Annotated in this window: 12 protein-coding genes; 2 read left to right on the top strand and 10 right to left on the bottom strand. The window is 47.2% G+C overall.

Annotated elements, in window-relative coordinates; all coding sequences use genetic code 11:
• Positions 1-53: 53 nt before the first annotated feature.
• The 3 genes from htpG to TBC1_RS15090 form a co-directional block, all read right to left on the bottom strand.
• Entirely contained in the window at positions 54-1,955 is a 1,902-nt protein-coding gene (gene htpG, locus TBC1_RS15100) for a molecular chaperone HtpG (protein ID WP_062044717.1), read from the bottom strand.
• Positions 1,956-2,168: 213 nt separating this feature from the next.
• Complete coding sequence (locus TBC1_RS15095; RefSeq protein ID WP_062044715.1) at positions 2,169-3,287, bottom strand: sensor histidine kinase; 1,119 nt, start codon at positions 3,285-3,287, stop codon at positions 2,169-2,171.
• A gap of 1,359 nt (positions 3,288-4,646) precedes the next feature.
• A complete protein-coding gene (locus TBC1_RS15090) occupies positions 4,647-5,132 on the bottom strand; it encodes a hypothetical protein (protein ID WP_062044713.1) in 486 nt (161 codons plus the stop codon).
• 414 nt (positions 5,133-5,546) lie between these two features.
• Here TBC1_RS15090 and TBC1_RS15085 point away from each other — a divergent pair, with 414 nt between their 5' ends.
• A complete protein-coding gene (locus tag TBC1_RS15085) occupies positions 5,547-6,566 on the top strand; it encodes a branched-chain amino acid aminotransferase (protein ID WP_062044710.1) in 1,020 nt (339 codons plus the stop codon).
• A gap of 65 nt (positions 6,567-6,631) precedes the next feature.
• On the opposite strand, the gene pyrF is transcribed toward TBC1_RS15085, so the two are convergent.
• From pyrF to secDF, 6 genes are all read right to left on the bottom strand, one after another.
• Complete coding sequence (pyrF, locus tag TBC1_RS15080; RefSeq protein WP_062044708.1) at positions 6,632-7,459, bottom strand: orotidine-5'-phosphate decarboxylase; 828 nt, start codon at positions 7,457-7,459, stop codon at positions 6,632-6,634.
• Positions 7,460-7,630: 171 nt separating this feature from the next.
• Positions 7,631-8,701 carry a peptide chain release factor 1 gene (gene prfA / locus TBC1_RS15075; RefSeq protein WP_062044706.1) on the bottom strand — a complete coding sequence of 357 codons (1,071 nt, stop codon included), beginning with the start codon at positions 8,699-8,701 and terminating at the stop codon, positions 7,631-7,633.
• A 1,068-nt stretch (positions 8,702-9,769) separates the two neighbouring features.
• The gene (locus tag TBC1_RS15065) at positions 9,770-10,939 is read right to left on the bottom strand and encodes an AIR synthase related protein (protein WP_062044703.1); all 1,170 of its coding nucleotides are present in this window, start codon (positions 10,937-10,939) and stop codon (positions 9,770-9,772) included.
• A 54-nt stretch (positions 10,940-10,993) separates the two neighbouring features.
• Positions 10,994-13,477: an OmpA family protein gene (locus tag TBC1_RS15060; protein WP_062044701.1), complete on the bottom strand. Its 2,484-nt coding sequence runs from the start codon at positions 13,475-13,477 to the stop codon at positions 10,994-10,996.
• 176 nt (positions 13,478-13,653) lie between these two features.
• Positions 13,654-14,106 (bottom strand): Sec-independent protein translocase subunit TatA/TatB, encoded by a 453-nt coding sequence (locus TBC1_RS15055; protein ID WP_062044699.1) that lies wholly within the window; start codon positions 14,104-14,106, stop codon positions 13,654-13,656.
• A 502-nt stretch (positions 14,107-14,608) separates the two neighbouring features.
• Positions 14,609-17,755 carry a protein translocase subunit SecDF gene (secDF, locus tag TBC1_RS15050; RefSeq protein WP_062044697.1) on the bottom strand — a complete coding sequence of 1,049 codons (3,147 nt, stop codon included), beginning with the start codon at positions 17,753-17,755 and terminating at the stop codon, positions 14,609-14,611.
• A 257-nt stretch (positions 17,756-18,012) separates the two neighbouring features.
• On the opposite strand from secDF, the gene TBC1_RS15045 reads away from it, so the two are divergent.
• Positions 18,013-20,265: an FG-GAP and VCBS repeat-containing protein gene (locus tag TBC1_RS15045; RefSeq protein ID WP_062044695.1), complete on the top strand. Its 2,253-nt coding sequence runs from the start codon at positions 18,013-18,015 to the stop codon at positions 20,263-20,265.
• Here TBC1_RS15045 and TBC1_RS15040 read toward each other — a convergent pair.
• Positions 20,255-20,719: a retropepsin-like aspartic protease gene (locus TBC1_RS15040; RefSeq protein WP_062044693.1), complete on the bottom strand. Its 465-nt coding sequence runs from the start codon at positions 20,717-20,719 to the stop codon at positions 20,255-20,257. The genes TBC1_RS15045 and TBC1_RS15040 overlap by 11 nt on opposite strands.
• Positions 20,720-20,722: the final 3 nt, after the last annotated feature.

The raw sequence follows: 20,722 nt of genomic DNA, 5'->3' as shown, positions 1-20,722 counted from the left end.
GGCGGGCACCTGCCTTGTTGAAAATCAGGCCGGCGTTGAACCGGCCTGAATCCCTATTTGATGATTTCAACACTTCTTTTGATAAAGCCTGTGAGCTCTTCGCCTTTCAGCAGATTCTGGGCTAGTTTAGCCAGGTCTGTCAATTGTCTGGCCAGGGCTTTGCGGCTGTTTTCGTCTTTTTCGTCATTCATTTTCGCAATCAGCGGATGATTGCTGTTGACCACCAGGTTGAACGAATCCGGGAAATTGCCCATATATGACGCGCCGCCAAGCATCGACATATCTTTCATCCTGCGCATAAATTCGGGGCGTGTGATCTGAACCGGCATCTCGGTTTCGCTCATGCTCTCGAAAACCACAGTATATTGCTCTTTGCCGGCAACATCCTCAAAAACGGGCTTCAGCTTGTTCTTCTCCTCTTCGTTCAGCTTCGATGGCAACGCCTCTTCCTTTTTGATAAGCTTGTCAATCACATCCGCATCTACCCTGACAAACGAGGAGTTTTCAAATTTCTGCTCCAGGGTGTTGATAAAGTGGTTGTCAAGCGGGCCGTCCATCATCAGCACGTCGTAACCCCTGCCGGTGGCCGCATCGATAAAGCCATGCTGTTCATCCGCGTCGGAGGTGTAAAGATAGACCAGTTTCTTGTCCTTGTCGGTCTGGGCGGCACTGATATGGTTCTTATACTCTTCAAACGTAAAGTATTTGCCGCTGGTGTTTTTGAACAGGCAGAATTTCTCGGCCCTTTCATAGAATTTTGGCTCCGTGATGATGCCGTATTCGATAAAGACCCTGATATCATCCCATTTTTTCTCGAATTCTTCGCGGTTATTTTTGAAAATATCCTCCAGCTTGTCTGCCACCTTCTTCATGATGTGGTTGGATATCTTCTTCACGTTGGCGTCACTTTGCAGGTAGGAGCGCGATACATTCAGCGGGATATCCGGTGAATCAAGCACCCCGTGCATCAGGGTAAGGAAATCAGGTACAATGCCTTCCACCGAATCGGTGACGAACACCTGGTTGGAATAAAGCTGGATTTTCTCCTTCTGAACTTCAATATTTCGTTTTACTTTCGGGAAATAGAGAATTCCGGTGAGGTTAAAGGGGTAATCCACATTCAGGTGGATGTTGAAAAGCGGTTCTTCGAAGGTGGAAGGGTAAAGCTCGTGGTAAAAGCTGTTGTAGTCTTCGTCGGTCAGTTCAACCGGCTTGCGTTTCCAGGCAGGATTGGTGTTGTTGATGAACCTGGGTTTCTCAATTTCATTGTATTTGTCGTTGCCTTTCTCATCTTTTTCGCCTTCAACTTTCTCCCAGGTTTTCTCATTGCCAAACCGGATCGGAACGGGCAGGAACTTGCAGTATTTTTTAAGCAACCCAAGAATCCTGGATTCTTCGAGGAATTCTTTGGAATCATCCGCAATGTGCAGCACAATATCGGTGCCCCGGCCGGCTTTCTCGGTTTCGGTGAGGGTATATTCAGGGCTGCCGTCGCACTCCCATTTAACCGCTTTTGAACCAGGTCCTTTCTTGTATGTTTTGGTAAAGATCTCTACTTTCGAAGATACCATAAACGAAGAATAGAACCCAAGCCCGAAATGGCCGATCAGCTGGGCGGCATCCGCTTCGGATTTTCCTTTGTACTTTTTGATGAACTCTTCGGCGCCGGAGAAGGCGATCTGGTTGATGTATTTATCCACCTCTTCGGCTGTCATCCCGATTCCGTTGTCCCTGACAGTCAGGGTGCCTTTTTCTTTATCAAGGATAACTTCAATGGTGAGATCGCCGAGATCTTCCTTAATATTACCCATTGATGACAATGCCCTTAGTTTTTGCGTGGCATCCACGGCGTTGGATATCAGTTCCCTGAGGAAAATCTCGTGATCGGAATACAGGAATTTCTTAATGATCGGAAAAATGTTTTCCGTTTGAACGTTAATTTTTCCCGTTTGCATGGCTTGATATTTTAAGTTAGATTTTTTTGATCTCTGCAATATCAAAGCATGTGCCATGCGGAAAATGCTGACAAATTGTCCTTACTCTTCATCTTGCAATGAATGGTAAAGGTTGGCAGTAACCCTGTCAGAAAAGGCCGGAAATAACCCGGTAAATACTTACAGACCCGGGCATAAGGGTACAGAAGCCGGAAGGAATGGTGAAAACCAGGATTATCCGGGAATTTCAACCATAAAGGTTGTGCCCGAGGAGGGGGTGCTGGTGAAGTAAATTTTTCCCTTCAGGTATTTTTCGGTGAGCAGTTTCATGCTGTAGGTTCCCAGCCCCCTGTCATTTCCCTTTGTCGAGAAAGAACGGTTAAATATCTGAAGCTGGACGTCTTCATTCATGTAAGAGGGGTTGTGCACCCAGAGCATGGCTCCCTTTTCGCGCAGGGGGATGATGCCGGTGGTTACCGGGCCATGATCGTCTTCTGCTTCAAAAGCATTTTTGATCATATTGGTGATCACCCTTTTGAGGATAACTTTCTGGGTGGAAAAGTTAAAATCCTCGCTTCTCTTGTCCAGTTTAAGATCATACTGTCCGGTGGTGTAAGGCTTGAATTCCGCGAACATTTCATCGATGAACTGCATGGAATTGACGGTTTCGGGCGGATTGATCTGCTCGATAAACTGGTCATACGAAATCAGGCGGTGGGTGTTGATTTCATCGATCAGTCTGGATGAGGATTTTAGCAGCATGCCAAGAAATTCTTCCCTACTGTCTTCAAAATCGCCCGAGGCGAGTAATTCCACCATTCCGCTGATATTATGGGCGGTGTTCAGGATGTCGTGGTAGAAGATTCTCTCCAGCAGCAGGCGTTTTTTCTCACTGCTGATATCCTGCAGGCTCATCAGGATAAACTCCCGGTCGTTGATGGTTATTTTTTCCGTGTCGACCTGTAAATTCAGCATTCCGTTCTGGGTGTTGAAAATCCCCTCTTCCGCGCCGGTTCCTGTTTCAATGGCGGAACTGATCGACTTAAGCGCGGCACATACCTTGCATTTGTCTGAAGTGCCGCATCCGTTTTTGGCTGTTTTAAGATTCTGGCAACCTAGCAGATCGCCCGGTCTGAATCCCAGGAATTGTCTGATATCCCTTATTTCGTAAAGTTTCAGAAAAGCATTGTTGGCGAAAACAAGTTCCCTTTCCGGATTAAGGATGATGGTGCCGGTCGGAATACCATTCAGGATTGAAACTGCCAGGGAGTTCGCACTGATTAATTTGTAGTCTTCGAGTAGTTTTTTATCCGGCTTAGAATCAGCGAGTAAGGTATTTATATGGTTGCTCATAAGGTTGCAGTTCCGGTTTAATAGTTCAAAAGTAAACCAAAATATTGAAAATTATATTCCATTTATCTAATTTAGAATGAAAAGTAATAGATAGTTAGCCTATTATGTTGATATTTAGATAGATTCTAATATGTTAAATTATTGTTATCATATTGATTCTGAAATAATATATATCATCTGCTGCCTGTAAAATCACAGGATTATTTTGCGAACCCGTAACTTTTGATTCCCCCACAGGACCTGTCCGCAATAATCAACGACCTGACCTGACAAGTTTTCTTCCAACTTGTTAGGTCTTCTTTTCACTGATGTTCCAATCAATGCTTAGTGATGTCAGCACAAACTGTTGGCTTCTAACTTTTTATCCGCTCAGGCCGCGGGGCCGCGCATTCGCAACACGGCTGCCTGTTTTTCTGTAGTACCAAGGTTAGATGTTTTAGTTTCTTTTGGATGTTATAGCGTACGAAAACCAGAAGGCCGCTTATGCGAATGCTGAAAATTTTCAACGCTGCCATACATTACTGGGATTACAAAGAAAAAGGAAATTGAATTTTATAACAAGTCGCGTAATTCCATTCCGATTTGTGATACAGGAGGTATGAAGTGTTTTACTTTTATCATAGAATAATAATTGCAAAAGGACCGGCCTTCCAAAAATGGCGTTAAGAAAACAGGCAGCAAATTAAACGGTAGTTATCAATCAGGAGCCAGAGGCGAACTGGTTGGTTACTAACGTTAATCCCGCTACTGCGGGAAAAATATAGAAGAAACGTGTGTGAAAAAGGTGGGTGATGCACGAGTGATTTTTGTACATCGGTTTTAAGTAGAGGGAGATTGTAACAACCTTCGTTTCTTAAGCCCGACTTAATCAATAGGTTATTGGAACCAGCTAATAATATTGGACATATTCCTATTGATTTAGTCGGGATAATCCCGCATAGAGGCTGTTTCATTATGTGCAAACAGAATGATTACAGCCTCTTTTGCGAATACACCAAGCGAAGCGCGGTGTATTTTCAGGATTCCAGCCAAAACGCTCGCCTGTTTTCAGCCATTTTTGGTAAGCCTTGATCTTTTGGTACTTTTGGACTTGTGCTGAGCGACTAATGGTGAGCGAAGCCGAACCAAGTCGAAGCATCAAGCCAAAAGTACAGAAAGCAAAGAAGAGTAATCTGTTGGGAATGTGTGATTTTCCGTGCGGATACGCTTCAACTTGTCAGGTCTTCTTTCTACTGATGTTCCAATCAATGCTTAGTGATGTCGGGACAAACTGTTGATTTTCATCTTTTTATCCGCTCAGCCAGCGGGGCCTCACTTTCGTAACAGGGGAGTTGCCCTGGTATAGGTCCGGGACCTCCTCTATTTGTTAAGATCGGGCAAACGCGCTATCCACCCGGCTTTATAACATCCCCAAATCCCTGTCAGTATTGCCTCCGCTGCATCATGGGTCGGGATATTCACCCCCGGGGCATCTGAACTTCTAATAAACTGCAGAGCCATCTTTATCGCCGTTTGTTTGGCTTTCGTACCCGATCTCTGCTGTCGGTCGTAGAGCATGTCGCGCCTCCATTCGCCGGCATCGGTTTTTATGGCGGTAATCCCCAGTTTACCGGCGGTATGAATCCACGTTTCGGCAACCGGTCCTCCGCCTTCAATAATCAGATATTCAAGACCATCAATGGATTTCAGCAAGGGGTAAACGGCTTTACGAAGCCCTGAAATGGAGCTCATATTGTGCGAACGGTACCAGACCAGTTGCCCGTGATTGTTAAACAACGCAAGTCCCGTGCGAATACCGGCATCCACGGAAAGCAGGAAATGATCAGATGTATTTGATGTATTCATAGATCAATCACCCTCCGGTTGGTTCAGGTGCGTTTCCTGACCGGCGAATCATATACAAATTTAACGAAAGCGCATGGATTTGGGTTCTATTTTGAGACTGTTTCAGTGGATGCAACGAATGAATGATGAATTAATGTAACTTTTACACTAACTCCAACTATCTCTTTTATCCTGTTTATCCGGAAGTGATGGCCAATGTCTGAAATCTGTATTTTATTTTGACAGTTCAGGCAGTCGGAACCTGGACGGATGCTGCACCGGTTATGCGGATGCATATTAATTATTTGATAATAAGTTTAATGCAATAATCAGCAAGCGGGAATAAAAACTCCATTTCCCTTTGCCAATCGGGGGAAAGTTTCTAATTTAGCCCGCACTAACACCGGATTTAAAAACCAACTAAAATATAGTTTTATGTTAGAACTTGACTGGACACACTTACCCTTCGGGTATGTTAAAACCGACTACAATGTCCGTAGTTATTACAGAAACGGGAAATGGGGAGAGCTGGAGATTTCCTCCTCCGAATATGTAAGTATGCACATTGCTGCCTCTTCGCTGCACTATGGGCAGGAAGCTTTTGAAGGGATGAAGGCTTTCAGGGGAAAAGACGGTAAGATCCGTATTTTCCGCTGGGAAGAAAATGCCAAACGCATGGAAAGTTCGGCCAACGGTGTTATGATGGCTGTTGTTCCGCATGAACTGTTCCTGAAGGCCATCACTACGGCCATCAGGCTCAATGAGCGCTTTATTCCGCCTTACGGAACCGGTGCTTCGCTGTATCTGAGGCCGTTGCTGATAGGAACCGGTGCGCGCGTTGGGGTAAAGCCCGCCGATGAGTATCTCTTCCTGGTATTTGTTACCCCGGTAGGGCCTTACTTTAAGGAAGGTTTTAAACCGGTGGCCCTTCAGATTGCCCGCGATCACGACCGTGCTGCCCCCAAAGGAACCGGCCGTTTCAAAGTGGGCGGAAATTATGCCGCCAGCCTCAGCGCCGGTGAGGAAGCCCATGCCTCCGGATATGCCGCTGCACTCTTCCTCGATGCAAAGGAGAAGAAATATATTGACGAAGCGGGACCGGCAAACTTCTTTGCCATCAAGGGAAATAAATATATCACCCCGAAATCTGAGTCCATTCTTCCTTCCATCACCAACAAGAGCCTCATGGACCTTGCCCGCGATATGGGTATGGAAGTTGAGGTAAGGCCTGTTCCTGTGGAAGAACTTGCCGAGTTTGACGAAGTGGGCGCCTGCGGGACCGCTGCCGTGATCTCACCCGTTTGTAAAATCGATGACCACCTTACCGGACATGTTTACAAATACTGTAACGACGGACAGGCCGGACCGGTTTCCACCAAACTTTACAAGCGCCTCCAGGGAATTCAGTACGGCGATGAGCCGGATATCTTCGGATGGAATTATATTGTTGAATAGCTAACGTATACCGAAATAAAAAAGCCCGTGAAAGCGGGCTTTTTTTATCATAACCGTAAATGATTTTATACCAGCAAGCCGGCCATTTCTTTCTGCATGGCTTTGGCCTCCTCAGCGGCTTTGGAGGCAAAATCGGTGCTTCCGGAGGCATAAATAATGCTCCGTGAGGCATTTACCAGCAATCCGCAATCTTTGTTGAGTCCGTATTTTGCCACCTCCTGAAGGCTGCCGCCCTGGGCGCCGACACCGGGCACCAGCAGAAAGTGCTCCGGAACAATTTTTCTTACTTCTGCCAGCATCTCAGCGCGGGTGGCGCCAACCACAAACATCATATTGCCCGCATTTCCCCAGCCTGCTGATGTGGAAAGCACCCTGGAGAACAGTTTTTCTCCCTGCCTGTCTTCCGTAAGCTGAAAATCTGAAGCTCCCTTGTTGGAGGTAAGTGCCAGCAGAATCACCCATTTGTTTTCAAATGCCAGAAAGGGTTTGACGGAATCTTCGCCCATGTAGGGAGCGACGGTCACCGCGTCAAAATCAAGTCCTGAGTCCTGTTTGCCGAAAAACGCTTTGGCATACTGGGTCGAGGTGTTCCCGATATCGCCCCTTTTGGCGTCGGCGATGGTGAAACACTGGTCCCTGAAGGATTCCAGGTAAGCCATGGTTTTGTAAAGGCTGTTGAGCCCCGGAATACCGCGCGACTCATAAAAGGCAAGGTTAGGTTTGTATGCAACCGCGTAGGGCAGGGTCGCATCGATGATCTGCCGGTTAAATTCGTAGATGGGGTCAGCTGTATTCCTAAGGTGAGCAGGAATTTTGTCCATGTCGCTGTCGAGTCCGACACACAGAAAGGATTGTTTTTGCCGGATCAGGTTGATAAGTTGTTCGCGGTTCATAGTACGGGGATTGAATGGAGTCAGCCGCAAAATTAGAAAAAAGCGCTGAATTACAGGTCTGCCCGCGTGGAAATATAGAGTAATCCCGTGTTTCGGTGAGTCAATTGACTGAATTCGAATAGGAAAGAAACGGTCAGAGATGCAAGCACTGGAATGGAAGTGCAGACGGGATTAACCCACCGCTTCCTTCAGGCGTTCAGCATTTTCGGCCAGTTGCAGCGCATCGATCATGTCCTGGATATCGCCGTCCATAAAGGTGGGCAGATTGTACACGGTCATGTTGATCCGGTGGTCGGTAATGCGGCTCTGGGGATAATTATAGGTTCTGATTTTAGCAGAACGGTCTCCGGTGGAAACCATGGTCTTCCTCTTTTTGGAAATCTCGTCGAGGTACTTCTGGTACTCAAGTTCGAAAAGCCGGGTCCTGAGGATCGTCAGGGCTTTGTCGTAATTCTTGAGCTGCGATTTCTGATCCTGAATGGCAACGGTGATTCCGGTGGGGATGTGGGTAAGCCTTACGGCAGAGTAAGTGGTATTGACAGATTGTCCGCCGGGTCCCGAAGAGCAGTAAAGATCCTTGCGGATATCGCTGGGTTTAAGGTCAATGTCGAACTCGTCGGCTTCCGGAAGCACCACCACCGATGCCGCGGAGGTATGCACCCTTCCCTGTGTTTCAGTTTGCGGTACGCGCTGCACACGGTGGACCCCGGATTCATATTTCATCTGACCGTAAACGTTTTCCCCGGAAATATTCACGATAATCTCCTTATATCCTCCGGCCGTTCCATCAGTGAAGTCTACCAGTTCGATTTTCCAGCCCTTGGTTTCACAGTATTTGGTGTACATTCTGTAAAGGTCTCCGGCAAAGATACTTGCTTCGTCACCGCCGGTGCCGGCACGGATTTCCACCACGGCATTCTTACCGTCCTGCGGATCGGAAGGAATCAGCATCAGGCGGATGTCTTCTTCCATCGTGTCGCGGGTTTCGGTCAGCGTATTCAGCTCCTCCTTGGCCATCGCCCTGAATTCCTCGTCTTTCTCGTTGTAGAGGATTTCCTTTGCCGATTCGATATTGGCCAGTACCGTTTCGTATTCCTTATACGCGACGATAATCGGCTGCAACTCCTTGTAATCTTTGCTGAGTTTAATATACGCCTTCATATCGGCCATAACGGCCGGTTCATTCATCTGTTTTTCAATATCCAGGTAACGTTTATATATGGCCTGAAGCTTATCGAGCATGGTGTTTGGTTTTTGGGGTGCAAAGATACGGAATTCCGGGTTTCATCATTGCGTGGTGATCAAGTCATTGCAAAAAGAGGGTGAGGCTGTGGGGTAATTTGTTATTTTAACTGCTGACCAACGCAGGGGCTTTAGCCCAAAAAGTTGCACAAGTTTATTCGCAACCAGTCATTGGCAAAAACCGGCAGGTTAAAAAGTTCGCCCAGGCTTGACTTCTCCCGGCTTTTCGGCTAAAGCCGGTTGGTTCAGGGGCTTGCTGTTACCCCGGGCTGAAGCCCGGAGTAAGGCAAACGTAATTATCGTACTGTTAATCAGAATGCTGACGTCCAAATCCGGACTTTGGCTCAACCAACGTATACATAGGTTAAATAGCTTCACACAATTTCTTTTGATTTTCTGCAGTTTCTGAAGCTTCCTATTCCGGTTTCTTACCCCCGGCTTGAGCCGGAGGCAATCAGCGGCTAACAAACACAGGGGCTTCAGCCCAAAAGTCGGCGAAAGTTTATACGCGGCCCGGCATTAGTAATACCGGCAAGCATGAATGTCCCCCAGGCTTGACTTATCCCGGTATTTCGGCTAAAGCCGGTTGTTTCAGGGGCTTGCTTTTACCCCGGGCTGAAGCCCGGGGTAAAGCAAACAGAATTTTCTGTCTTTTCATCGGAAGTATGATGACTGAATCCGGACTTCAGCTCCATCAATTCAAGCAATTGTTATCTATATCCCGTAGTTTCTTAAGATGCTCAATTCCGGATTATTACCCCTGGCTTTAGCCGGGGGTAATCAGCGGCTAACAAACACAGGGGCTTTAGCCCAAAAGTCGGCGAAAGTTTATTTATAGCCAGTCATTGGTAAAAACCGGCAAGCACGGAAATTCCTTTGGTTTGTCTTCTCCCGGCTTTTCGGCTAAAGCCGGTTGGTATGGGGATCTGCTTTTGCCCCGGGCTGAAGCCCGGAGTAAAGCAAGCAGAATTATTATACATTATGATGTCTCAATCAGGAATTGAGGTAACCAAAGCAAGCATTACGGAGATTGGACCTTAATTCATAAATCTACCAGAACCTGAATATTCAATACTGAAAAATGGATGTTCCGGTAGAAATTGTCAGTTTGGATTGCTGCGCCGCTTCACACCTGCCCACCACCTTTGCTTCAATTCCGAAACTTTCTGAAATACCGATAAGCGCTGCGGTGATTTCTTCAGGCACATACAGTTCCATCCGGTGCCCCATATTGAAGACCTTATACATTTCGGGCCATGAGGTGCCCGATTGCTCCTGAATGATGCTGAAAAGCGGCGGAATCTCAAAAAGGTTATCCTTAATCACATGAAGGTTTTCCACAAAATGCAACACCTTGGTTTGCGCGCCGCCTGAGCAGTGCACCATGCCGTGTATCTGGTCATGATACTGATCCAGTATCTGTTTAATGACCGGGGCGTAGGTGCGGGTAGGGGAGAGGACCAGTTTACCCATGTCGATGCCCGGCACAGGCGACGGATCCGTCAGTTTCAGACTGCCGCTGTAAGCAAGTGCTTCGGGAATCTCCGGATCGAAACTTTCAGGGAAGAGCGATGCATATACTTTGTTAAATACATCATGCCTGGCCGAAGTCAGCCCGTTGCTGCCCATGCCTCCGTTGTATGCGCTTTCATATTTGGCTTGTCCGAAGGACGCAAGTCCGACAATGACATCGCCCGCCTGTATGCGGTGGTTTGATATAACCCGGTTGCGCGGCATACGGGCCGTAACTGTGGAATCAACGATAATAGTCCTGACAAGATCGCCCACATCGGCCGTTTCACCGCCGGTTGACCAGATGCCGACGCCATAGCTGCGCATCTCTTCCAGGAATTCCTCCGTGCCGTTGATGATGGCGGCAATCACCTCTCCGGGGATTTTATTTTTATTTCTTCCAATGGTGGAGGATAAAAGAATGTTGTCGGTAGCGCCCACGCAGAGCAGGTCGTCGGTGTTCATCACCACGGCGTCCTGCGCGATCCCTTTCCATACGCTGAGGTCACCGGTCTCTTTCCAGTAAAGGTATGCCAGCGATGACTTGGTACCTGCCCCGTCGGCATGCATGATGTTGCACCAATCCGGATCATTTCCGAGAATGTCGGGAATGATTTTACAGAAAGCTTTCGGATACAGCCCCTTGTCGATATTGGCGATGGCATTGTGCACATCCTCTTTCCCGGCGGAAACGCCTCTTTGGATATATCTCGATTCCTGCGACATAGTTGTAATATTAACCAAAGCAAACCGGCTGCCGAAGCAGCCGGTTTGAAAATGTTAATTGAAAATCAGTTGTTTGTTCGCTTCATCAATTTTAAACCTGCCCAGCATATTGATGGTGCTTTCGCCCATAATCACGCCTTCGGTAATCTTGTGTGAAACGCTTGCCTCGACATTGGATACGGTTTTCGGCCCGATCTTAAATTCCCTGATTTTAAACACCGCGCGGTCGGCAATGGACCCTTCGGCAAGGATTACATTGGCATCCCCGACGAAATCATCTTTGGTGATGGCTCCCGACTGCAATAATTTCTGTGCTTCAGGCAGGGAGAAAATCAGTCCGCGGTCATCCCGGTCGAGCATGATTTTTACATTGTATCCGTTCACAATAACCGGTATGGTCACCGCATTACCCCTGCCGACTTCAATGGCCACGATGTTGTCTTCGGGGTTGATCTTAATCTCGACTTTCTGGGTAATCTCCTTGTTTTTGGGCTTGGGAACAAAATCTTTGCTGAGTACCCTGAATTCTGTCCGGCGGTTCAGGGCGTGGGCGGCCTCTTTTTCTGCAGTTGTGCCTAATGAATCAATAAATGTTTCGGTAAGCCTGATGCCGGTCTTAAACAGAAAACCATCTTTGCGCACATCTTTTGCAAGGACCCTGGGAACACGTTCGCCATAACCTTTGGCAACCAAACGCTCCGGGTCAATACCCCTGTCGATCAGATAATTAACGACTGACTCTGCTCGGCGCTGCGAAAGGATGTCGTTGCGCTCCTCGGTATCGCGGGCATCGGTATGTGAGGCCAGCTCAACGACCACGGTTTCGTTTTCGAGCAGGGTTTTGATCAGGCCCTGCAGCGAATCCTGGTATTGAGGTTTAAGATCCCATTTTGCCAGATCGTACAGAATGTCGGGCAGCACAACGGGCTTTTCAGGAATGGGTTCCAGCAGGAAGTCGATCACGAAATCCTTGTTCTTTTCAAGACCAACAGTGGTTTCCCTTGCCTTTTTGTTGAAATAATTGTCTTTCAGCACGGTAAGCTCATAGGTGACATTGGGCTTTATCTGCGATTTGCTGAAGGAATAAAATCCTTTTGGATCGGTTTTGGCGTCAACTGAAGACCCGTCGGAGCCTACCAGCCTGACAGTCGCCAGAGGGACAAACTGAAGGGTCCGGTCATCTTTCACGGTTCCCTGAAGGGTAAAGACCAGCGGCGGATTGATAAATGAATAAATATCATCTCCCCCGCGTCCGCCTTTGCGGTTCGAAGTCATAAACCCCTGTTCTTCGCCCGGCTGGAAGATCATCGCAAAATCATCGGCGCTTGAATTTACAGGAACTTCCATATTTACCGGGACTGTCCATTCGTCTCCGCGTCTCACGCTTTTAAAAATATCAAGCCCCCCGAGTCCGGGATGGCCGTTGGAGGAAAAATAGAGTACGGTGTCATTTTTCAGAAAGGGAAAAACTTCATCCCCAGGCGTATTCACCACAGCACCCAGGTTGAGCGGTTTGTTGAATTCATCGGAAGTACTTTTCCTGGTGGCAATCCACAGGTCTTTCCCGCCTTGTCCGTTTTTTCTGTCACTGGAGAAAATCAGTGTAAGCTCATCCGAACTGATGGCGGGGTGACCATTCGTAACCGCCGTGTCTTTGCCCAGGTTCAGCACCTGAGGTTCACCCCAGCCTCTTCCGGATCTTTTCACGACAAGAATCTGACAGTTTGAGGCAGAATCTTCGGCGTTTCCGCAACGGGTATAGTAAAGCGTGGTGAAATTGTCATTAAAGGCCGGCGCTCCTTCGTTGCCTGAGGTATTTATTCTGCCTTCGGCATCGGCTAGTGCCGGTTCACTCCATTCGCCTTTCCTGTCCTGGCGGGTAAGGAACAGATCACTGAAATTTTGTCCCGTCCAGTCATCCAGTCCTTTGCCGGTACTTCCCTCTCTGGTAGAAGTGAAAATCAGTGCATTGAAAAATTTATCGGCATAGGTGGCCGCGAAATCATCACTCTTTGAATTGATTTTTTTTACGTTGGTAACCGTAAATTTGGTAGGATTTTCGATCCATTCTGAAGCCAGCTCGCAGGATCTCAGTCCATTGGTGCCCCTTGGGTCATCCGGTGCATTTTCGATATACAGGCTGTAATAGTCCTTTGCATCTTCGTATTTTTCATTGGCCCTCAGCATATTGGCATAATGCAGGTATACCAAGGGGTTCCGCCTGGCAAAATCACTTTTAATGATCCTGCGGTAGGTGACTTCGGCCCGTTTGGTATTGTTCATCATGCGGTAACACTCAGCCATCTGAAAAGAAATCCTGTCCTTTTCGGGCCGGCTTTTGGTCTTGGAATATGCTTTCTTGTAACGGTTAACCGCAACATTGTACTGGAAATTGTTGAAAGCTTCTTCGGCAGCGGCTATCCTTCTGCTCTGGCCATAGCTGACCGATGGACTGACAAAAGAAACCATTATAAAAATTCCCAGGCTCAGCAGGGTGCCGGATATGGAATACTTTCTGGATGTTTCAGGAAAAACCATTGTTTTGATGCTGATTTGACTGCTAAATTAGACATTTTTCGCTTTTATGCCTGATCAACTGTACATCTGAACGAAAATGACTGATGATTAAACGGATTTAATGGTTTAAAATTGTGCCCTGAACCGGCTGGACTTTATATGCCGGTATTCCTTTTCAGTAGCCGGAAAGATTCCGGTCATTTAATGAGAGATTCAGTATCCTTTTGATCAGTTTTATCCGGATTCTTATGCATCTCAGCCGGATTTAAATGATCCGGCTCATTGTTTTCTGACTCCAGTCCATATGGGTCCGGAACAGGCCCGGGTTCAGGAGTGACATCCTCCTTCCCGGCCGGAGTAATCTCTTTTTCAATTTTATTACCGGTATTTACCAGTTCATCCCTGATTATATCGCTTCCATGCCGTAATGTTTCCCTTGCAGTGTTTAATTCCCTGGCTATGCCGCTGGTCTCTTCCCGGAATTCACGCGTGATGTCACTTGATGCTTTTTTTAATTCATTCATGGTGCGCCCGATTTTCCTTGCGATCTCGGGCATTCTTTTTGGCCCGAAAATCAGGAAAACAGCCAGGATAATGATCAGAAACTCTCCTCCGCTGATATCAAGAAACAGGAGTGGCTGGATGTACATTGGTTAATTGCTTGATGTGGTAAAATTACAAAAAACCTTCTTCATTCCGGATAAGATTATTATATGCCGGATAACTTACCTTGTTTAGCTGATTAGTGACAAAATGCTGTCCGTTTTAATTATGAGCGCAACGAAGGTAATCTTATAACTATTTCACCATTGTCCGGATAAAATGAAGAAAGAATTTGCCACAAAGACACGAAGACACTAAGTATCACTAAATGAGAAAAATAAATTTGTGCATCTTGGTGCCTTTGTGCCTTAGTGGCGAAATATTCAAAAGTAAGTTGTATGCTGTTACAATCTTCTGAAACCAACACCTATGAAGCATTCCGGTCAAATTATAATAATTTCCCCGGACAACAATGTAACTATTTATAAAAGTTTACCGGAAAATAATGATTCGTAAGATTGCATCTCATTACGGCACCCGGAAAACAATCCAAAAAAAAAGCCCCGCCAGCAATTGGCTGACGGGACTATTTCTGTTTATTTCAGTTTATTATTTCTGAAGTTTTTTAGCCTCTTCTTTTCTTTTCCTGCGCTTCTGCGAATTCGTAATAAAGTCATAAGCGATGGGAGAAGCAACGAAGATGGACGAATAGGTACCGATGGCAATACCGACCATAAGGGCGAAGACAAATCCACGGATAACCTCACCACCAAAGATAAAGATGGCGATCAACACAACGAGGGTTGTACCGGCGGTGTTAAATGTACGTCCGAGTGTGCTGTTCATGGCGTGGTTCATATTATCGGAGATAACCCGTTTGGGATAAAGTCCGACATATTCCCTGATACGGTCGAAAATAATCACGGTGTCATTGATTGAATATCCGATGATCGTAAGCAGGGCGGCGATAAATGCCTGATCCACTTCGAGGTTAAACGGTAATATCCCTGAGAAAATCGAATACAGAGAGATGGTGATCATGGTGTCATGCGCCAAAGCAACCAGACCTCCCATACCATACTGCCATTTCTTAAACCTGATAGCGATATAGATAAAGATGATCAGCAGAGCGAAGAAGACAGCCAGTACAGCGCCTTGTTTGATATCGTCGGCAATGGTCGGTCCGACTTTCTGTGAACTCAGCCTGCCCAGCACTTTGGTCTCATCATCCGCAGTGAAGTCATTGAAATTCATCGGGGTGTCGTAGAGTCCTTTAACACCGTTGAAGATTTTGGCTTCTACGATGGAGTCGGCGGCCTGTGTATCCTCTTCAATCATGTATTTGGTGGTGATCTTTACCTGATTGGAGGAGCCAAAGGTTTTTACTTCAGGAGCTTCCCCAAACTCATCAGCCAGCAGGCTTCTCACCTCATTGGTACCTACTTCTTTGTCAAACCGGATTACATAAGTCCGGCCTCCCGAGAAGTCAACTCCGAAATTGAGCCCTTTGGTTGCCAGAGAAATAATTCCGATCAGAATGACAATCCCTGAAGCAATGTACATCTTCTTACGCAAGCCGATAAAGTCAAAATTGACCTTTGTAAATGCGTAGCGGGTGTATTGGTTGTCAAACGGAATGTTTCTGTTTTTGCGCAGCTGCCATTCAAAAATTATCCTTGAGATAAAAATTGAAGTGAACAATGATGTGATGATACCGATGATCAGCGTGGTTGCGAACCCCTGAACGGGGCCTGATCCGAATATATTCAGCACAATACCGGTGAGCAGCGTGGTAACGTTACCGTCGATAATGGCAGAGTAGGCATTGTTATACCCGTCGGTAATTGCAAGCCGGAGCCCTTTTCCTGCTCTTAGCTCTTCCCTGACGCGTTCATAGATAATTACGTTGGAGTCAACAGCCATACCAAGGGTAAGCACGATACCCGCGATACCCGGCAGGGTCAGCACTGCCCCTAACGATGTGAGTACCCCGAAGATAAAGAAGATATTGGTAACCAGGGCAAGGTCGGCAACCCATCCGGCACGGTTGTAATAAAGCACCATGTAGATAAGTACCAGGACAAATGCAATGACGAACGAAGTCAAACCGGAGTTGATGGATTCGCGTCCGAGTGATGGTCCGACCACTTCTTCCTGTACAATGCGGGCAGGGGCAGGCAGCTTACCTGCTTTGAGAATGTTTGCAAGGTCCTGAGCTTCTTCAATGCTGAAGTTTCCGGTAATGGATGAACGTCCGTTGGGAATTTCGCTGTTTACTCGGGGTGCTGAATAAACATAATCATCGAGAACAATGGCAATCTGGTTGCCGATGTTATCGGCGGTAAGCCTTTTCCAGGTTTTGGCGCCTTCGGCATTCATCAGCATGGTAATCTCCACCCTGCCGTTCTGGTCGTAATCCTGGCGGGCATCCACTACAGCATCACCGCCAAGGGGAGCAAGGCCGTCACGGCTGGTCACCTTAAGGGCGATCAGTTCAAGAATTTCCGGGCGATCTTTTTCAGGTTTTACGGTCCAGGCCATTTTCAGGTCTCTGGGGAAAATGCTGGCGGTCTGACGCAGCATGCGGTTAACCCGTGCGGTATCCTTTATCGTTGCAAAACCTACAGTAGCGCCCTCGCCCGGGAAATACTGCCCCTGGGCATTGGGGAAAATAGCCGGGTTGAGGTAAGCAAAAAGCGGATTTTCTTTGGCATATTTTTCAAAAGATTCCTTCTGTTGATCTGCGGCGGTGGTATCGCTGATCTTGTCTAGCAAAGTCGACTGGGCAGTGTCAGCCTGCGCAGTGGCCGTGGTATCGGCAGGAGTTGTCTGTTCCGTCTGTGGTACCTCTCCGGCAGCAGTGGTTGTAGTGTCAGCAACGGTGGAATCAGCCATTGCACCTTCGGAGGTGATGGACGCCAGTCGTTTATTGGCCTCTTCAAAGTAAGGAACAAGCTCTGCAAACTGATAGGTTTCCCAGAATTCCAGCTGTGCTGTTCCCTGGAGGAGCTTACGCACACGCTCAGGTTCTTTGATACCAGGAAGCTCAACCAGGATACGGCCGGCAGTCTGAAGCTGCTGAATATTGGGCTGGGCTACCCCGAAGCGGTCGATACGGGTACGCAGGATATTAAAGGTGCGGTCGATGGCTCCTTTTGTCTCCTGACGGATCACATCCAGTACCTCACTGTTGGTTGAATTGTATGAAATTCTGTCCTTGAGCTCCACCGTGTTGAAAATAGCGGCAAGGCTCGCATTGGGGTCAATTTCCTGAAATGATTCTCCGAACAGCGTCACAAAATCACTCTGACTGTTTTTCTGTTTTTGCAGGGCCATATCTACGGCCTGGGTGAATACGGGATTGGTGCTATAACCTGACAGCGCCCTTACGATATCTACAACCGAGACTTCGAGGGTTACGTTCATACCTCCCTTGAGGTCAAGTCCCAGGTTCAGCTCGCGTTCCTTGCACTCCTGATAAGTATATTTGCGAACCAGGATGTTGAATACCGGCTGGCCCGACATAGAGTCAAGATAATAGCGTTCCCTTGACTTACTGATAGAATCCATCAGTTTCTGTTCGAGCAATGTGTTTCCCCCGGCCAGCTCTTTCGCCTGACTTATAGCAGCTTCATTCCTGGAATACTCCCTGGCTTTTTTCTCAACCCTTTTTGTGAAAAAGGTGAACGAAAGCTGAAAAAGGCACACAATTGCCAATGCAATCGCGAAGAATTTAATAGCACCTTTATTCTGCATGTGTGTTAGTTATTTGATTGAATTAGATTAATTTTTTGAGCCTGCAAATATAGAACTTCTATTGGAATTTACCAACCTGCTTATTTTATGAATTTTTCGCATAGTAAACCTCCGGAAAGCTTGCCGGTTAATGCCATCAAACTTTCAATACCCATGTCTTTATTCCCGGGATTTATCAATCTTGATGGTTTTTCCTTATCATAGGGTGATTCATTTTCCCTACTTTTACGTTCTGAAATTACCAGCATTGACCTGAAATGAAACAATTTTTAACCTTCCTTTCCTGCCTTAGCCTGTTATTATTGCATCCGGACGCCCGGGGGCAGGCGCTGAATGATTTCGGATTTGAACAATGGTCAGACCTGCCGGTAAACATGCAGGGAGTGCAAATGCGTAATGCCTGGACAGGGGGTTTGAATAATGTTCAATTTGGGAAGTTCGACCTTGATGGAGACGGTTTGGACGACCTGCTTGTTTTTGACCGACATGGGGACCGTTTGCTGCCTTTTGTTTTCAGCAGACAGGATCAGGAAGTGGTATATACCTATGCGCCTTACTATCGCCGTTTTTTCCCCGCGTTGAACCATTGGTTTCAGGTTGCAGATTACAACGGTGACGGGAAGCCTGATATTTTTACCTATACGCCCGGAGGCATTATGGTATATAAAAATACGGGAGATCAAACCCCGCAGTTTGAAAAAGCCGTTGATCCTTATATTACTTCATTGCAGGGAAGCATTTACACAAATCTGCTGGTAACCTATGTCGATTATCCGGTAATTGCTGATCTCGATGGGGACGGAGATCTGGATATCCTGACTTTCTGGGGACTTGGTTCATGGGTGGAATTGCACCGAAACAGGTCGGTGGAGGAAACAGGATCGGCCGATTCATTGCTTTTTCATAAAGAAACCGGCTGCTGGGGGCGTTTTGCCGAAAACCCGGAGTCGAATATCATTTACCTTGATACGTGTTATGCCGGCGGAGGATTCAGGATTCCTGCCAACGACCCCAAGCATACGGGTTCCACCTTTTGCCTGCTTGATTTCAATGGTGATGAGGTGCTCGATTTATTGCTTGGCGATGTCGATTATCCTGATCCTGCCCCGCTGATAAACGCCGGCAGTAATATTGAAGCTTTGATGACGGAGCAGCTTCCGCAATATCCTTTAAACGATCCGGTATACCTCTGGTCGTTTCCCCTTGTTCAGCATATCGACATCACCAACTCCGGGCGAAAGGACCTCTTAGTCTCTCCGTTTGATCCGAGTCTGGTTAAGTCGCGGGGGTCTGATTGTGTATGGCTGTATGAGGATGTGTCTTCAGGGCCGGCGCCCGAATTTGAGCTCGTGGAGAAATCGTTCCTTCAGAATACCATGATCGATCTGGGGCTTGGCGCTTACCCTGTTTTTGCGGATGTCAACGGTGATGGCCTTACGGATATGGTTGCCGGTAATTATGGCCTTTATGATACCTGTTTTATGAATAATGCAGGGCAGCTAAAATGCTACTATTACAGCAGATTATCTTTGTTTATTAATATTGGTACTGCTGAAAGTCCGGAATTTACTCTTGCTGATGATGACTTTGCCGGTATCACTGCGCTTTCAATACAGGGCGCTTACCCCGCTTTTGCCGACCTGGATGGTGATGGAGATATGGATATGCTGCTGGGGAGCGATTCGGGGAAGATTATTTTTTTCGAAAATACTGCCGGTGCAGGGGCTGTTCCGGTTTTTGCTGAGCCTGAATTTAATTATCAGCAGATAGCGGTGGAAAGTTACTCGACACCGGTTTTGTTTGACTTTGACGAAGATGGGGATGCCGATCTGATAACGGGCGGCAGCAAGGGCCGTCTTTCATTCTACAGAAATGAGGGAAGCGCCGGGCAGCCTGTATTCGGTTTGGTAACCGATTTCTGGGGTGGGGTGGACGTTACCGACTATCAGCTTTCTTATACCGGATACAGTGTGCCCGCTTTTATCCGCGACGGATCGGGAGAAATAAACCTGCTGGTAGGATCGGAAACCGGTATCATCTCACGTTATAATAATCTCTCAACGGAGACGGGCGCCTTGTTTAATAAGGCAGAACATCATTTTATGTATATTTCGGAAGGTATCCGTACGTCTCCTGCGACAGCAGATCTGAATGCCGACGGTTATCCCGACCTGGCTGTTGGCAATTATGGCGGCGGAATCGCGCTTTTTAAAGGAAAAAATCCCGGACCTGCCGGAATTCCTGATTCATACGGAGAAATCGGTACCAGGGTTTTGGTTGCACCCAATCCGGCTATGAATATGACAAGGGTAACCATTCTCTCTGACGGGAACTGGTCAGTTGATATTACAAATGTGTACGGCGCCCTGGTAAAGACAATCTCAGCCGTTGGCCATCAGATGATACAGCTTGGATTGGATGATTTCCCTGCCGGAATTTACAGCATAGTCTGCACGAAGGCGGGAAGCCCCCATGCGAAGACCGCTGTTAAACTGGTGGTTATTCGATAACGGCGTTTTTTGGCTCTTCTGTCGGCTCTTCCAAAGCCCCGAGTTCCAGCACCCGCTCTTCAAATTTTAAAGTGGCTTTGCAATGACGGAGCAGGTCGCAACCAAGCAATCCGTCGATCTGGGGATTACCCATGCCGCGGAAGGAGCGGTTCAGCGCACTCAGATCAACAGCTGTTGCTTTGTAATCCTTTATCACAACAGATCCGATTTCCAGGGTGTCTATATTGGCAATATAGCTGTAGACGCTGGTAGCTCCCGGTGCGAGGTTTTTCCGGGGGTTACGTTTCAGCTCGGTCTGGCTGACAAATTTCTGCAAATGATCGGTGTCAAGCACGGTTTTGGCCGCACCTGTATCAACCATAAATAATGCAGGTTTGCCATTGATGATCACCCTGGCCAGCAGATTATATCCGCCGGTTTCAAAATTCAGCTGAATCAGATTTAATGAGGTCATGTC

The sequence above is a fragment of the Lentimicrobium saccharophilum genome (assembly GCF_001192835.1).
GTDB classification, from domain to species: Bacteria; Bacteroidota; Bacteroidia; order Bacteroidales; family Lentimicrobiaceae; genus Lentimicrobium; species Lentimicrobium saccharophilum.
The sequence above is the reverse complement of the archived record's forward strand: the minus strand, read 5'-3'. Positions and strand labels throughout refer to the sequence as shown.

What these genes read in the sequence shown, in the direction of transcription:
- htpG (WP_062044717.1), bottom strand. Translation starts at nt 1,955, where the DNA reads ATGCAAACGGGAAAAATTAACGTTCAAACGGAAAACATTTTTCCGATC.
- TBC1_RS15095 (WP_062044715.1), bottom strand. Translation starts at nt 3,287, where the DNA reads ATGAGCAACCATATAAATACCTTACTCGCTGATTCTAAGCCGGATAAA.
- TBC1_RS15090 (WP_062044713.1), bottom strand. Translation starts at nt 5,132, where the DNA reads ATGAATACATCAAATACATCTGATCATTTCCTGCTTTCCGTGGATGCC.
- TBC1_RS15085 (WP_062044710.1), top strand. Translation starts at nt 5,547, where the DNA reads ATGTTAGAACTTGACTGGACACACTTACCCTTCGGGTATGTTAAAACC.
- pyrF (WP_062044708.1), bottom strand. Translation starts at nt 7,459, where the DNA reads ATGAACCGCGAACAACTTATCAACCTGATCCGGCAAAAACAATCCTTT.
- prfA (WP_062044706.1), bottom strand. Translation starts at nt 8,701, where the DNA reads ATGCTCGATAAGCTTCAGGCCATATATAAACGTTACCTGGATATTGAA.
- TBC1_RS15065 (WP_062044703.1), bottom strand. Translation starts at nt 10,939, where the DNA reads ATGTCGCAGGAATCGAGATATATCCAAAGAGGCGTTTCCGCCGGGAAA.
- TBC1_RS15060 (WP_062044701.1), bottom strand. Translation starts at nt 13,477, where the DNA reads ATGGTTTTTCCTGAAACATCCAGAAAGTATTCCATATCCGGCACCCTG.
- TBC1_RS15055 (WP_062044699.1), bottom strand. Translation starts at nt 14,106, where the DNA reads ATGTACATCCAGCCACTCCTGTTTCTTGATATCAGCGGAGGAGAGTTT.
- secDF (WP_062044697.1), bottom strand. Translation starts at nt 17,755, where the DNA reads ATGCAGAATAAAGGTGCTATTAAATTCTTCGCGATTGCATTGGCAATT.
- TBC1_RS15045 (WP_062044695.1), top strand. Translation starts at nt 18,013, where the DNA reads ATGAAACAATTTTTAACCTTCCTTTCCTGCCTTAGCCTGTTATTATTG.
- TBC1_RS15040 (WP_062044693.1), bottom strand. Translation starts at nt 20,719, where the DNA reads ATGACCTCATTAAATCTGATTCAGCTGAATTTTGAAACCGGCGGATAT.